This window comes from Streptomyces sp. NPDC093094 (assembly GCF_044754345.1).
Lineage (GTDB): Bacteria > Actinomycetota > Actinomycetes > Streptomycetales > Streptomycetaceae > Streptomyces.
Window position 1 is genome coordinate 398681 of record NZ_JBIVOX010000009.1, and the last position, 14595, is coordinate 413275.

The 14595-nt window shown below is 71.7% G+C and carries 11 protein-coding genes; 5 read left to right on the top strand and 6 right to left on the bottom strand.

The features are described 5' to 3' along the window. Positions 1-85: 85 nt before the first annotated feature. Positions 86-928, bottom strand: coding sequence for a L,D-transpeptidase family protein (locus ACIQGV_RS22035; RefSeq protein ID WP_402496736.1), 843 nt, complete (start codon positions 926-928; stop codon positions 86-88). Between the two features lie 199 nt (positions 929-1127). On the opposite strand from ACIQGV_RS22035, the gene ACIQGV_RS22040 reads away from it, so the two are divergent. Together ACIQGV_RS22040 and leuE are read left to right on the top strand one after the other, a co-directional pair. Continuing rightward, a complete protein-coding gene (locus tag ACIQGV_RS22040) occupies positions 1128-2708 on the top strand; it encodes a methylmalonyl-CoA mutase (protein WP_402496737.1) in 1581 nt (526 codons plus the stop codon). Positions 2709-2786: 78 nt separating this feature from the next. After that, the gene (leuE, locus tag ACIQGV_RS22045) at positions 2787-3443 is read left to right on the top strand and encodes a leucine efflux protein LeuE (RefSeq protein ID WP_402496738.1); all 657 of its coding nucleotides are present in this window, start codon (positions 2787-2789) and stop codon (positions 3441-3443) included. 31 nt (positions 3444-3474) lie between these two features. Here leuE and ACIQGV_RS22050 read toward each other — a convergent pair whose 3' ends face one another. Further along, positions 3475-4884: an FAD-dependent oxidoreductase gene (locus ACIQGV_RS22050; RefSeq protein ID WP_402496798.1), complete on the bottom strand. Its 1410-nt coding sequence runs from the start codon at positions 4882-4884 to the stop codon at positions 3475-3477. Between the two features lie 102 nt (positions 4885-4986). Here ACIQGV_RS22050 and ACIQGV_RS22055 point away from each other — a divergent pair, with 102 nt between their 5' ends. Next, on the top strand, positions 4987-5652 hold the full coding sequence (locus ACIQGV_RS22055; RefSeq protein ID WP_402496739.1) for a TetR/AcrR family transcriptional regulator C-terminal domain-containing protein: 666 nt from the start codon (positions 4987-4989) through the stop codon (positions 5650-5652). Positions 5653-5766: 114 nt separating this feature from the next. On the opposite strand, the gene ACIQGV_RS22060 is transcribed toward ACIQGV_RS22055, so the two are convergent. Beyond that, on the bottom strand, positions 5767-6924 hold the full coding sequence (locus ACIQGV_RS22060; protein ID WP_402496740.1) for an acyltransferase family protein: 1158 nt from the start codon (positions 6922-6924) through the stop codon (positions 5767-5769). 205 nt (positions 6925-7129) lie between these two features. Here ACIQGV_RS22060 and ACIQGV_RS22065 point away from each other — a divergent pair, with 205 nt between their 5' ends. Both ACIQGV_RS22065 and ACIQGV_RS22070 read left to right on the top strand, forming a co-directional pair. After that, positions 7130-8635, top strand: coding sequence for a glycosyltransferase family 29 protein (locus ACIQGV_RS22065; protein WP_402496741.1), 1506 nt, complete (start codon positions 7130-7132; stop codon positions 8633-8635). Further along, positions 8632-10959: a glycosyltransferase gene (locus ACIQGV_RS22070; RefSeq protein WP_402496742.1), complete on the top strand. Its 2328-nt coding sequence runs from the start codon at positions 8632-8634 to the stop codon at positions 10957-10959. The genes ACIQGV_RS22065 and ACIQGV_RS22070 overlap by 4 nt, the downstream gene beginning before the upstream one ends. Positions 10960-11026: 67 nt before the next feature. On the opposite strand, the gene ACIQGV_RS22075 is transcribed toward ACIQGV_RS22070, so the two are convergent. The 3 genes from ACIQGV_RS22075 to ACIQGV_RS22085 form a co-directional block, all read right to left on the bottom strand. Next, positions 11027-12022 (bottom strand): hypothetical protein, encoded by a 996-nt coding sequence (locus ACIQGV_RS22075; RefSeq protein ID WP_402496743.1) that lies wholly within the window; start codon positions 12020-12022, stop codon positions 11027-11029. A gap of 140 nt (positions 12023-12162) precedes the next feature. Further along, complete coding sequence (locus tag ACIQGV_RS22080) at positions 12163-13488, bottom strand: alpha-2,8-polysialyltransferase family protein (RefSeq protein WP_402496744.1); 1326 nt, start codon at positions 13486-13488, stop codon at positions 12163-12165. Then, a complete protein-coding gene (locus ACIQGV_RS22085; protein ID WP_402496745.1) occupies positions 13488-14474 on the bottom strand; it encodes a glycosyltransferase family 2 protein in 987 nt (328 codons plus the stop codon). The genes ACIQGV_RS22080 and ACIQGV_RS22085 overlap by 1 nt, the downstream gene beginning before the upstream one ends. Positions 14475-14595 lie beyond the last annotated feature (121 nt).

The window sequence follows — 14595 nt, forward strand, 5'->3', positions numbered from 1 at the left end:
GAGCCGGGGTTCCCCCCGTACTCGCGGCTCGTGCATCCGGCGCGGGTGGGACACGTTCCCCCGGTCCCGCCCGCGCCCCCACTCCTCACCAGTGCACGACGACCTTGTCGCCGTTTCTGACCTGGCCGAAGAGATCCGAGATCGCCGCCTCGTCCCGTACGTTGACACAGCCGTGCGAGGCCCCCGCGTACCCCCGGGCCGCGAAGTCGGCGGAGTAGTGCACCGCCTGGCCGCCGCTGAAGAACATGGCGTAGGGCATCGGGGAGTCGTAGAGCGTGGACACATGGTGCCGGGACTTCCAGTACACCTCGAACACCCCCTCCCTGGTCGGGGTGTACTCCGAGCCGAACCGCACGGGGACCGTCGTCAGGGTCCGTCCGTCGATCATCCAGCGCAGGGTCCGGCTCTCCTTGCTGATGCACAGCACCCGGCCGGTCATGCAGCGCGCGTCCGGCGCGTCGGCCTCCTGGCCCCCCATCAGGTACAGCTCCCAGCGGCCCGGTTCACGGGTCATGCCCAGCAGCCGCTGCCAGGTGACGGTGTCCATGCTCCCGGTGCGGGGCAGCCCGCGCTTGCCCTGGAAGCCCTTCACCGCCTCCTCGGTCGTCGCGTCGTACGTCCCGGTCGGCCCCTCGAACAGCCAGGCCACCTGCCGCAGCCGGGCCTGGATCTCCCGTACGTCCCGCCCGTCGTCCCCGCGCGACCACAGCACCCGCGCGGGACGCGCCGACGGGCGGGCCGACGGCTCACCCGCCTTGTCGTCCGCCCCGCCGGTCCGGTCCGGGGCCGGCTGCGAGGGCGCGGCCGTCCGGGTGACCTGGACCGGCGGCCGGCCCCCGTCCCGGTCGACGGCCTGCGCCCTGCACCCGCTCACCACGGCCGCCGCCAGGACCACGCCGACCGCACTTCTCAACCCCACACCGCGCATTCCGCACCCCAGTCGTCCCGCACGTCCGCCATCCGTGCCCCCTGAGATGTCTCCCCCCGCGTGACTGGTTGCGAACGGCGCGGCATCGTTGTGAGCGAGGTCCCGGCCCGGGGCCCTCCGCCGGACAGCACGGCCGCCGCCGCGGTCCGCGCCCAGGCCCGCTGCACCGGTGAGCGACAACGCGACGCGGAGGCACGCCATGGCACGCGAGTCGGAGTCCGGACTGCCCGTCGAGCCGGTCTACGGGCCCGGTGCGCTGGAGGGCTGGGATCCGGCTCGGAAGCTGGGGGAGCCCGGGGAGTACCCGTTCACCCGGGGTGTGTACCCGTCGATGTACACGGGGCGTCCGTGGACGATGCGGCAGTACGCGGGGTTCGGTACGGCGGTGGAGTCGAACGCGCGGTACAAGCAGCTGATCGCGAACGGTACGACGGGTCTGTCGGTGGCGTTCGACCTGCCGACGCAGATGGGCCACGACTCGGACGCGCCGCTCGCGCACGGCGAGGTCGGCAAGGTGGGGGTGGCGGTCGACTCGGTGGAGGACATGCGGGTGCTGTTCGGCGGCATCCCGCTGGACAAGGTCTCCACGTCGATGACGATCAACGCCCCGGCGGCGCTGCTGCTCCTGATGTACCAGCTGGTGGCGGAGGAGCAGGGCGTGGGCGCGGAGCAGCTGACGGGCACGGTCCAGAACGACGTGCTGAAGGAGTACATCGCCCGGGGCACCTACATCTTCCCGCCCAAGCCGTCGCTGCGGCTGATCGCGGACATCTTCAAGTACTGCAGGGCCGAGATCCCGAAGTGGAACACGATCTCGATCTCCGGCTACCACATGGCCGAGGCGGGTGCCTCGCCCGCGCAGGAGATCGCGTTCACCCTCGCCGACGGGATCGAGTACGTGCGCACGGCGGTCGCGGCGGGGATGGACGTGGACGACTTCGCGCCGCGGCTGTCGTTCTTCTTCGTGGCCCGCACCACGATCCTGGAGGAGGTCGCGAAGTTCCGTGCCGCCCGCCGGATCTGGGCGCGGCTGATGAGGGACGGGTTCGGCGCGAAGAACCCCAAGTCGGCGATGCTGCGTTTCCACACGCAGACGGCCGGGGTGCAGCTGACCGCGCAGCAGCCCGAGGTGAATCTGGTCCGGGTCGCGGTGCAGGGCCTGGCGGCGGTGCTGGGCGGCACGCAGTCGCTGCACACCAACTCCTTCGACGAGGCCATCGCCCTGCCCACCGACAAGTCGGCGCGGCTGGCGCTGCGCACCCAGCAGGTCCTGGCCCACGAGACGGACGTGACCGCGACGGTCGATCCGTTCGCCGGTTCCTACGCCGTGGAGAGGATGACCGACGAGCTGGAGGACGAGATCACCGCGCTCATCGACCGGATCGAGGATCTCGGCGGGGCGGTGGCCGCGATCGAGCAGGGCTTCCAGAAGAACGAGATCGAGCGCAGCGCCTACCGCATCGCCCAGGAGACCGACTCCGGCGAACGGGTCGTGGTCGGCGTCAACCGCTTCCAGCTCGACGCCGAGGAACCCTACGAGCCCCTGCGCGTCGACCCCGCCATCGAGGCCCAGCAGGCCCGGCGCCTGGCCGAGCTGCGCGCCGGACGCGACCAGCGGGCCGTCGACGCCGCCCTGGCGGCCCTGCGCAAGGCCGCCGAGGGCGAGGACAACGTCCTGTATCCCATGAAGGACGCCCTGAAGGCCCGCGCCACCGTCGGCGAGGTGTGCAACGCCCTGCGCGAGGTGTGGGGCACCTACGTCCCCACCGACGCCTTCTGACCGGCCTTCCGGCCGGCCGGCGGACCGACTGACGGACACGGAGAAGGAGTGTCGTACCCGCGTGCGACACTCCTTCTCATGTTCGGCGTGATCGATCTCCCCACCTATCTGGCAGGTCTCGTCCTGATCGTCCTGCTGCCCGGTCCCAACTCGCTCTATGTCCTCTCGGTCGCCGCCCGCAAGGGCGTGCGCACCGGCTACGCGGCCGCGGCCGGGGTGTTCACGGGGGACGCCGTCCTGATGACGCTGGCGGCGCTGGGCGCGGCGTCCGTGCTGACCACGACCCCGCTGCTGTTCCTGGTCGTGAAGTACGCCGGTGCCGTGTACCTGGGCTGGATGGCGTACGGCATGCTGCGCTCGGCGTGGGGCATGTGGAAGGCGCGCGGGGAACAGGCCGCCCTGGCCGAGGCCGAGGCCGAGGACGAGGGAGCCGGGGAGCACCCCTACCGGCGCGCGCTGGTGGTCTCCCTGCTCAACCCGAAGGCGATCCTGTTCCTGATCTCCTTCTTCGTGCAGTTCGTCGACCCGGACTACGCCTACCCGGCCCTGTCCTTCGTCGTGCTGGGCGTCCTGCTCCAGACGGCCAGTTTCCTGTACCTGTCGCTGCTGATATTCGGCGGCACCCGGCTGGCCGACGCCTTCCGCCGCAGGAAGCGGCTGGCGGCGGGAGCCACCTCGGCCGCCGGGGCGCTGTTCCTGGGCTTCGCGCTGAAGCTCTCCCTCGCCGGCGCGTGACGGACGGCGCGGGCGTGCCGCGCCGCCGTGCCTACGCCTGCGCGGCTGCGCCCAGGCGGTCCGCGTACCCCGTGAGGCCCTCGGCCGTCTCGCCCGCCCAGCCGACGTAGCCGTCGGGCCGCACCAGGAAGACCCCCGTGCCGTAGGCGTCGTGCGCGGCGAGCCGGGCCACCGGGACGCCGAGCGCGGGCAGGGGGCCGGTGTCCGGGCCCACGGCCAGCAGCGTCCAGTGCGGGCCCCGGAAGATGTCGAAGAGCCGGGTCCCGTCCGCCTCCGCGTCCGGTGCGCGGTCGCCGGCGCGGACCGTGCCGGACGGGGCCGGACGGGTCTCCTCGGTGAGCGGGGACCGCGGGTAGCCGAGTCCGAGCTGGCTGGTGGCGGCGCCGCGCCGGGTCTCGCCGCGGTGGACCCGGGTGGACAGGCCGAGCATGTCCGCCGCGACGGGCCGGCGCTCGGCCTCGTAGCTGTCGAGCAGGGCGGCCGGCGCGTCGCCGCCCAGCACGGCGCCGAGTTTCCAGCCCAGGTTGTAGGCGTCCTGGACGCTGGTGTTGAGGCCCTGCCCGCCGGCGGGTGAGTGGATGTGCGCCGCGTCCCCCGCCAGGAAGACCCGGCCCGCGCGGAAGCGGTCGGCCAGCGCGGTCCGCGGCCGGAAGTCGGACGCCCAGCGCACCTGTGTGACGTCCTCGGCGGCCAGATGCGACCGGGCCGCGACGACCTTGCGGATTCCCTCCGCCGACAGGTCGGGGTCCGTGTCCTGCGGGAACCGGGCGACGAGCTGGAAGTCCTCCGTCCCGGCGAGCGGGCACAGCGCGAGGAAGCCCCCGTCCTCCCCGGCGGGCGGGAAGAGATGCCAGTACTCGCGTCCCAGGCCGCTGACGCGCACATCGGCGACCAGCGTCGGCTGCGGGTCGACGGTCTCGCCGGTCATGCCGATGCCGAGCGCGCGGCGCACCGCCGAGCGGCCCCCGTCGGCGGCGACGGCGTAGCGGGCGCGGACGGGCTCGCCGGAGGCGAAGCGCGCGGTCACCCCGTCCGCGTCCTGGTCGAGTCCGACGACCTCGCGTCCGAACCCGACCCGGCCGCCCAGCTCCTCCAGGCGGCTCAGCAGGATCTCCTGGGTGCGCCACTGCGGCACCATCCACGGACCCAGCGGGCCGTCGTCGCTCTCCGCGGGGTCGGCCATGTGGTGCTCACCCAGCTGACGGCCGTCCTGCCAGATCATCCCGACCGGATACGTGCCCCCGGCCGCGCGGATCTCCTCCAGCACCCCGAGGTCCTCGAAGACCTCCATCGTGCGGGGCTGGATGCCCTTGCCGCGCGAGCCGGGGAAGAGCTTGTCGGCCTTCTCCACGACCAGGGCGGCCACGCCGCGCCGGGCGAGGTCGATGCCGAGGGCGAGCCCGGTCGGACCCGCGCCCACGATCAGGACGTCGGTGTGCACAGTCATGGGTTCCGCTCCTTAACGCTGTTAAGTGCCAACGCCCACGAGGATGCCCTTAACGCTGTTAAGTAGTCAAGTGGGGGACCGGTAGGTTGGTCGACCGTGAGTACGGAACGCCGGGCACCTCTCGACCGCGGCCGCGTCGCGGACACCGCCCTGAAGCTGCTGAACGAGGTCGGCCTGGAGGGTCTGACCCTGCGGGCCATCGCCAGGGAACTGGAGGTGAAGGCGCCCGCCCTGTACTGGCACTTCAAGGACAAACAGGCGCTGCTGGACGAGATGGCCACCGAGATGCTGCGCCGGATGGCGGCGGAGTTCACCGTCGACGGCGTGTCGGCGCAGGACTGGCGGGAGGCGTTCTTCCGGATGATGAGCGGTCTGCGCGAGCATCTGCTGCGCTACCGCGACGGCGCCAAGGTCTACGCCGGCACACGCTTCACCGACATGTCGTACGCCGAGCCGATGGAGGCCAATCTGCGGCTGCTGACGGAGGCGGGCTTCACCCCGCACGCCGCGGCACGGGCCTGGTTCACGGCCTACAGCTACACGATCGGGTACGTCATCGAGGAACAGTCGATGGGCCCCGACCCGGCCACCGGTGCCGGGTCCTACGACCTGGAGGCCCGCGCCGAACGCCTGGCGGAGCAGCCGCTGGCCGCGCAGGCCGGGAGCGAGATGTTCCTCCGGCGCGACGAGGGCTTCGAGGCCGGACTGCACGCGGTGATCGCGGGCATCGAGGCGACCCTGCTGGCCGCTCCGGAGAAGTGAGCGGCCCACGGCGGCCGCCCTCGGCCCCGGGGTCTTCGGGGACCCCGGGTCCCCCGAGGCTCCCGGGGACCCTGAGGCTCCCGGGGACCCCGGGGCCCCGGCCGTCTTCCGCGCTCAGCGGCCCTTGGCCAGCGCGTCCCGCAGCAGCGGCGTGGCCCGGCGCTCCACGAACCGGTTGAACACCCACGCCAGCGCCAGCATGCCCGCCAGCGTGCCGGCCAGGGTCGCGTGGGCGGGCAGGCCCAGGCGCTGGTGGAGGACCTCGACGACCACCCAGCCCAGATGCTCGTGCACCAGGTAGAACGGGTACGTCAGCGCGCCCGCGACCGTCAGCCACCGCCAGTCGGCCCGGTGCAGCCGGCCCAGTGCCACCGCGAGCACCGCGAGGAAACCGAGGGTGACGATCGCGATGATGACCGTCGCCGACCGGTAGGAGAAGTGGCCCGGGCCCGGCCGGTGCCACAGCTCGGCCACCGCGTAGTGCTGCCCGGTCAGCCAGCTCACCGCGACGATCCCCCACGCGATGACGTCCCGGCGGTCGCGGTGCAGCAGATAGATGCCGATGCCGCCGATGAAGAACGGCGCGTACTCGGGCATCAGGACGAGGTCCAGCAGCGGCTCGTCCGCCGCGTCGGCGACGGCCGCGGCCAGCGTCCACACCGCGCAGAACAGCACGACCCGACGGCGTGAGGCCCCCGGCAGCACGACGCACAGCGCGAACAGCGCGTAGAAGCGGACCTCCACCCACAGCGTCCAGCACACACCGAGCACCCGGTCCGCGCCCAGCGGCTGCTGAAGCAGCGTCAGGTTCAGCAGGGCGTCGCTCGGCGACACCGCGTCGTACGCCACCACCGGCAGCGCGAACACGGCGGTGACGAGCAGGACGGCCACCCAGTAGGCGGGCATCAGCCGGGAGACGCGGGAGGCGAAGAAGGAGCGCAGGGGCCGTCCCCAGCCGCTCATGCAGATGACGAAGCCGCTGATGACGAAGAAGACCTGGACGCCGAGGCAGCCGTAGGCGAACCAGGAGTGCAGCGTGGGGAACTGGATCGCCGGCGAGGACCCCCACGCCTCGGTGATGTCACCGCCGCGGCCGCCGTAGTGGTAGAGGGCGACCATCAGCGCGGCGAGCAGCCGGAGTCCGTCGAGCGCGCGCAGCCGTCCGCCCGGACTCCGCTTTCCCGGCGCGGTGACCGGACCCGGTCCGGCGGACGCGGCGGGCAAAGGCACGGCGGACGGGGACGCCGGGGAGCCGACGGCCGTTTCGGTCATGGGGCCATTCCTCGTCAGGGGTGTTGTCTCGACGCGCCAACCCTAGATGTCGATCCGCGGAATTCCGTTCGACGGAATCACCATTTGCCCGACGGTCCCGAGCGGTTCATCTCCGCGTCGCATTGGTTTCTTACTGTTCTCCGACCTTCACCCATGCTTCGGCATCTTTCTTCTCTTCTTCGCCGCATCCCAGAGCAGGAGCACCATGACGAGGGTTCGCAGCAGATGGTCACGTCCCCGCACCGGGGACGCGGCATCCGCGCCCACGGACGCCGGGCCGCCGACCGCCCAGGTCACCCCGGCCGAGCTGGACGACTGTCTGCGCGCGTGCGCCGTGCACAGCGGCAAGCTCGTCGGCAGTCTCGACCCCCGCCGCATCGCCCTGTCCGAGCAACTGCGCAGGCTGCTCGTCCTGTGGGCCCGGCAGGAGCAGCCCGCCCCCGCCCCGGCCGGCGCGGCCGCCCTGATCCGGCGCGGCGCCCGGCCGGCGAGCACCGGCATCGGCAACGACCTGCTCGACGCCCTGCTGGCCGTCGCCAACAAGGCCCTCGACTGCGGCTACGACGACGAACTGAACCTCGCGCTGCTCATCAGCGACACCGTCCTGACGCAGCGCAGGAACTCCCGCGCCGGCTGGCGGCTGCGCGGCCGGCTGCTGGAGGACATGGGCCGCCCGGCCGCCGCCGTCGAGGCGTTCGACCGCTATCTGGAACTGACCGACGAGGACGGCTTCGGCGTCCGCGCCAAGACCGCCGGCCTGCGCGTCGCCCAGGACCGGCGGGCCGGCCTGCTCGCCCTGCTGCGTGACACCGTGCCCGCCGCGGGCCGGTTCAGCGGCCTGCCCGCCGCCGACACCTGGGCCGAGGGCCTCGCCGCGCACACCGCGGGCGACCGGGACGGGGCGCAGGCCCGCCTCGTGGGAGCGCTTCTCGCGATGGACCGCGCCGAGGCGCCCGAGCAGGAGTTCCAGGAGGCGCTCGGTCACTACCTGGACCTCGCCACCACCGACCGGGCACGTCCCGTGCCCGAACTGACCCGGCTCATAGAGCTGTTCGCCGAGCAGCGCCGCAACCGCATGCGCGGCCCGGTGCCCGACCCGCTGTACGGCGGCGTGGAGTGGCTCAGCCTCGGCGAGTTCCGCAACCGCATCGCCGGCCGGTCCGTCGCCCTGATCGCCAACTCGGGCCGGGTCGGCACGAGCGCGATGGGCGCCGAGATCGACGCCTACGACCTCGTCGTGCGCTTCAACTCGTACCGGATCGACCCGGCGCACACCGGCAGCCGCACCGACGTCCACGCCACCATCCACAAGCACGGCTTCAACTGGGACAAGCCCGTCGACACCCGGCTCGTCCTCGGCGGGATCTCCGGCGACTGGAAGCACTCCCTGCGCACCCGGCTGGTGCCCGGCGCGCAGAAGTTCCTCGGCGACGAGTCGCTGCGCTGGCCCGTGCGCAACATCGGCCGGCTCGGCACCGACCGCTGGCCCTCGATCCCCACCAGCGGCTTCAACACGCTCTGGCTGTTCGACTTCCTCGACGTCAGCCCCACCCTGGATCTGATCGGCTTCGACTTCTACGAGTCCGGCGCCTACCGCGTCGACGCCGCCATGAGGATGCCCATCACGTCCGTGCACGAATACACCAGCGAGAAGGCATGGGTCATGGAACGGGCCCAGAGCGTCTCCGGCATGAGGATCTCCCTGCGATGACCGCGACCACCGTATCCGCGCCGGCCCCCGCCGCCCCGGCCACCGACGCCCGCGCGCTGACCGGCAAGCGCAAGATCGCCTTCGCGAGCTTCGTCGACGAGAACTACCTGCCCGGCTTCCTCGCCCTGCTGCGCTCGCTCGCCCTGTCCAACCCGGGTGTGTGCGAGGACTTCGTCGTCCTGCACGACGACCTCAGGCCGTCCTCCATCGCGAGGATCCGCGCCCTGCACCCCCGGGTCGACTTCCGCCGCGTCGACGCCGGCCACTACGACGGCTACGCCAAGGGCGACCAGGACAACTACCTGGTCCGCAAGGCGTACTTCATCCTCGACGTGTTCAGGATCCGCGACTACGACACCGTGATCACCCTGGACACCGACATGGTCGTCCTCGGCTCGCTCGCGGAACTGCTCTCCCTGCGCGAGGGCCTGGCCGCCGTGCCGCAGTTCTTCTACGGCCAGCACAAGCTCAACAGCGGTCTGCTCGTCATCCAGAAGGAGTTCCTCAGCGACGCGTTCCGCGCGAAGATCGACAAGGTCGGCCGCGAAGGCTCCTACGAGCTGGACAAGCACGACCAGGGCATCCTCAACGCCGTCCTGGACGGCGACTTCGTCCGGCTGGACCCGAAGTACAACTTCGTCAAGCGGCGGCTGTCCGGCGACCTCGCCGTTCCCGAGGACACCGCGATCCTGCACTTCACCGGCCGCCACAAGCCCTGGCAGGGCGGCGAGTCCGGCTACCTCAAGGCGCAGGAGCGCTGGCGCGAGTTCGAGATGAGCGACGCCGCCTTCCAGTCCGCCTTCCTCTCCCGCGGCGGCACCCTCCACCGCGACCTGCTGGTGCACCTCGGCACCCCCCATGTGGAGCGCACCGGGGACGTCGACACCGCACGCCGGGTCGCCCACGCGCACATCGGGAACGGCGACTACCAGTCGGCCGTCGAGATCATGGAGCGCGTCCACATCCCCGTCGAGGAGGCATGGCCGCACGAGGTGTACGGGCACGCGCTGATGAGCGTCTCCCGCTACGACGAGGCCCGTGCCCAGCTGCTGCTGGCCTCCGCCGCGCCCAACCGCGCCGCCACCGCCTTCGCCCGTCTCGCCCAGATCTCCTGGGTGCACGGCGACGACACCGCCGCGCAGAAGTACGCCCTCCAGGGCCTCACCGTCGACCCCACGCACCGTGCGAGCCGTGTCTGGCACCAGCGGGCCGGCGGGCTCCCCGCCCAGCAGCAGGGCAGCGCCGACCAGCAGCTCGCGCACGTCGCCTTCTACATGGACCGGCAGGGCAACGCCGGCGACAAGCTGCTGCCCGAGTCCGTCCGCCTCGCCTTCGACGCGGACACCGGCGGCCGCCGCTGGCACTCCGTCCACGCCCACCGGCTCTTCGACGAGGCCGCGCTGGAGCGGGTCAACGCCCGCCGCGGCCTGGTCATCGGCGGCGGCGGCCTGTTCATCCCGGACACCATGCCCAACGGCAACAGCGCCTGGCAGTGGAACGTCCCCGACGAGCTGCTGGAGGGCATCGAGGTGCCCGTCGCGGTCTACGCGGTCGGCTTCAACGCCTTCGACGGCCAGTCCTACCGCGCCCAGCGGTTCCGCGAGAGCCTGCGCGCACTGGTGGAGAAGTCCGCCTTCTTCGGCCTGCGCAACCACGGCTCCATCGAGAAGGTCCGGGCCATCATCCCGGCGCACCTGCACGACAAGGTCCGCTTCCAGCCCTGCCCGACGACCGTCACCCGGCAGCTGGTGGCGGACTGGAAGGACCCGGCGCACCGCGAGGACACCATCCTCCTCAACGCCGCCTACGACCGCGCGGGCCTGCGCTTCGGACACGACTACGGCTACTTCCTCGGGCAGATGGCCCAGGCGGTGAGGGATCTCGGCGCCCTCGCCGAGGTGAGGATCGTGGCGCACTCCCTCGACGACGAGAAGCTCGCCTTCGACCTGCGCCGCGAGCACGGTCTGTCGCTGCCGGTCGTCCCGATGTACGACTTCGGCAACGACGAGATCCGTGACCTGTACGCCCGCACCAAGCTGGTCATCGGCATGCGCGGCCACGCGGGCATGATCCCGTTCGGCTGCGGCACGCCGATCATCAGCCTGATCTCGCACCCGAAGATGGCGTACTTCCTCGCCGACATCGAGCGGCCGGAGTGGGGTGTCTCGGTCCACGACCGCCACCTCGCGGCCGTCCTCGTGGAGCGTTCCCGCGACCTGCTCGCCGACCACGCGAAGACGGTCGCCGACGTCCACGGCCGGCAGCAGGAGCTGTGGAGGATCACCCAGGCCAACGCGGCCGAGCTGCGCACGCTGTTCGGCTGAGCCGCACCCGCGTCCCGTCGGTGCCGTCCCGCCCGGTCAGCCGGGCCGGACGGCACCGGTGTGTGCCTCAGCGGCGTACGGCGCCGCGCACCAGCCGCTTGATCCGGGCGAGAGGGGAACGCCGGGCGGTCTTCGCGCGCTCGTCCTCGTGGGCCTTGCGCAGCTGCTCGAAGTGGTCGGCGCGGGTGCGGGCGAGGTACTCGTCGTCCAGCAGCGGCTTCGCGATCGCCCATGCCTGCCGGTGCCTGCCGTCGTAGTGGGCGACGTACGCCTTGGCCAGCTCCAGGACGGACTTGAAGGGGATGCCGCCCGTGTGGTCCCGGTCGAGACGCTCCTGCACCGCCGAGATCAGCCGCAGCTTCTCCTCGTAGGAGTAGGTGTCCTCGGTGACGGCCCTGAGCACGTCCTCGGGGACGGGCCGGACCACCTCGAAGGCGAGCGTGGAGCGGATCGGGGCGCCGGCGAACTCGATGTAGGGCAGCAGGGCGCCGGTGCTCCAGTGCAGCCAGGGCAGCCGCGGACCGGCGAAGTCCTGGTGCAGGACGACCGAGCCGGGCACCAGCCGGGTCAGGAACCGCTCGCTGACACAGCGGAACACCCGGGCCGTCTTGGCGATGTCGATGTGCAGGAACTCCACGGGCGTACGGTCGTCCGGGTCGGAGGTCTGCCACAGGTCGCCGGCGTGGATCTCCAGGAACGGCAGGAAGGGCTCCAGGCGGCCCTTGAACTCCTCCAGGAAGGAGTTGTCGCCCTCGGGCGCCCTGCCGGAGGTGAAGAACTTCTCGCTGGCGAAGGTGCCCCTGCCGACGCGGAAGAAGTCGTAGGCGTGCAGCCGGCCCGTCCTCTCGTCGAACACCGGGCTCTCGTGCAGCCCCATGGCCAGCGCGTACGTCGAACCGCCGCCGCCCGAGCCCAGTTCGACGACCGGATCCCGGCCGGTGAGGTGATGCCGCCCGAGCAGGTACAGGAACTTCAGCTCCCAGGTGCTGCACTGGGTGTACGGCAGATCGTCCGGGAGCCGGACGTCGTCGATCAGGGGGTAGAGCCGGGCGAGGTGCGACATGGGGGCCTCACGAGGTTCGGTCGGGGCGGCATTGTGTGATCCTAGGGTCACCAACGCCACCCCACCATGGAATCATCGGAGCAACCGGATGATTCGCCACCGTTTCCTTGGTGGTCGCCTTTAATTCACCGGGGGTTGGCTCAGCGCTTGACCGCCTTGCGCAGTGCCCTGGCCCGGCGGACCATCCGCCGGGCGGCGGCGTTGCGGGGGAGGAACGACAGCCGCTGCGGAATGCCGCCCGGCAGACCCAGCGCGGTCAGCCGGCGGCGCTTGAAGTAGCGCTGGGTGCGCGGCCCGAAGTGCTGGGAGAGGAACCGTTCCGCCGCCGGGCGCAGCGCACTCACGATCTGCGGCTGCATGGTGAAGCCCACCGTCTCCACCAGGCCGGTCAGCCGCTCCTGCGCCAGGACGTCCCCGCCCTCGGTCTCCAGGTCCGGCAGCAGCGCGTCCACCAGCGTCACCGGCACCCGGTTGCTGTTCTGGTAGGGCGTGAGCCGGTCGAGGAGCGGCTCGGTGCCGATCCGCGCGACCGGCAGGCCGTAGAACGCGGACGCGGTGAACAACGCGGTCGAGAAACAGCCGACGACCAGCGCGGGCGGCGCCTTCTCGAACAGCACCTCGGCCAGTACGGGGGTGTCCACGACCGTCAGCCCGGCGCCGAGCCGTTCCGCCTCGGCCTCCAGCGCCCGGCTGTGGCTCACGGGCGCGGTGGGATGCGGTTTGAAGACGACCGTGCGGTGTCCGCGCGCGACGGCGCCCCGCAGCATCCGCACATGCAGCTCCTCCTCCTGCGCGGGGGAGAGGATGCCCAGCGTCGACAGGTACTGGCCGAGCAGCAGCGCGGAGCCGTCCGGCGGCCCCGGCAGCTCCGAGGCACCGGCCAGACACCCCATCACCTTCAGGAAGGCGGGCGTGGGCACCACCTGTGCCGGCACGCCGAACTCGGTCAGCAGCAGCGGCGCGAGCCCCGGCACCAGGTCCAGGTGCAGCAGCCGCCGCACACGCGTGCCGACCAGGGGGTCGATCTTGTTGCGGGTGGGGCCGTAGCTCATCAGGCCGTCGGCGTAGACATCGACCGGCGCCCCGGTGAAGATCTGCGCGAGGCTCAGCGCCGGGTTCACCTGGAGGGACTCCAGCACCAGCTCCACCCGGTCCTCGCCCAGGCCCCACAGCAGCCGCAGATACCGCTCGAACAGCGGCAGGTCGTCGGCGCGCGGCGCCCACGCGCCCGGGTGGAACGGGTGGATCGCCTCGTTGAAGGAGACCACGTCGTCGAAGTGGTCGCGCAGCTGCCCGAAGCCCGGCATCTCGTCGACGGCCGGTGCGGTCTCGGGGGTCGCGGCGTTGTTGAACACCAGCAGCACCCGGCGGCCGGCCTCCTCGAAGCAGCCGGAGTCGATCGCGGCGGCCAGGGTGGCGGCGCCGTACAGCGTGGAGGCGCAGAAGATCTGGGTGGTACGGGACATCAGACGGCCGCCTTCGTGCCAAAGGCGCGGCGCCGCAGCCGCCGCAGCCGGGTGGAGCGCTTGAGGTCCATGGTGTCGAGCACGTCACCGAGCGCGTCCTGCGGCAGACGCCCGATCGCCGCCGCGCTCCGGACCTGGAGCTCCCGGGCCACGGCCGGCTCGAACTTGTCGATCTCCGCCAGATGGTGGGCGATGATCGCGCAGTAGGTGCGCACGGCCTTGGGCAGCAGCCGGTCGGCGTCCCGGTCGGCCGCGGTCTCCTCGACGACCTGGTCGAAGGCGCGGATGAAGTCCAGCCGGCGCACGTCGCCGATCTGCGTGAGCGACGTGGCGACCCCGCGCCGGTAGAACACCCCGAGCAGGTTCACCACGGCGAACGACTCCGCCTCGCGGTGCAGTTTCCAGATCCACGGCCGGTCCTCGGCCGTGCGCAGTCCGGCCGTGAAGTGCAGGACACCCCGGTCCACGAGCCGGCGGTGGTACGAACCCGCCCAGGCGTAGGCGTAGTCCACCGAGGTGGAGCGGTCGGCGGGCAGGATCGCCTCACGCGGGTCCAGCACCTCCCCGCGCGGACCCACCGGGGCCCGGTGCACGCTGCGGGCACGGGCGGTGGCCTGGACGTGGTCGGTGCGCAGGAAGTCGCAGCCCAGCTCCTCGTGCGCGGCCAGCAGATCGGCCAGGTAGCCCCGGGCGAGCCAGTCGTCGCCGTCCAGGAACGTCAGGTACTCACCGCCCGCGGCGTCCAGGCCGGTGTTGCGCGCGGTGGCGAGACCGCCGTTCACCTCATGACGGATGTACCGCACCTGGGCGACCCGCGCGAGCTCCTCGGCCGCACGTTCGACAATGGCCGGGGTCTCGTCCTGGGAATGGTCGTCCACCAACACGAATTCGAAGTCGCTCCGCGCGTTCATACGCAGACTTCGGAGGGTGTCCGGCGCATATTGCTGGACGTTGTAGAACGGCACGATCACGGAAAGCTTTGGCACCCGCAAAACCCTAGGAGCCGGCCCGGCCGGACAACTTTCCGACGGGCGTACGGAGAATGAACTGAATGTGTCGGAACGGTGCACCCGCTGCACTTTCCGCTTTCCCGCAGGCCAGTTCGGC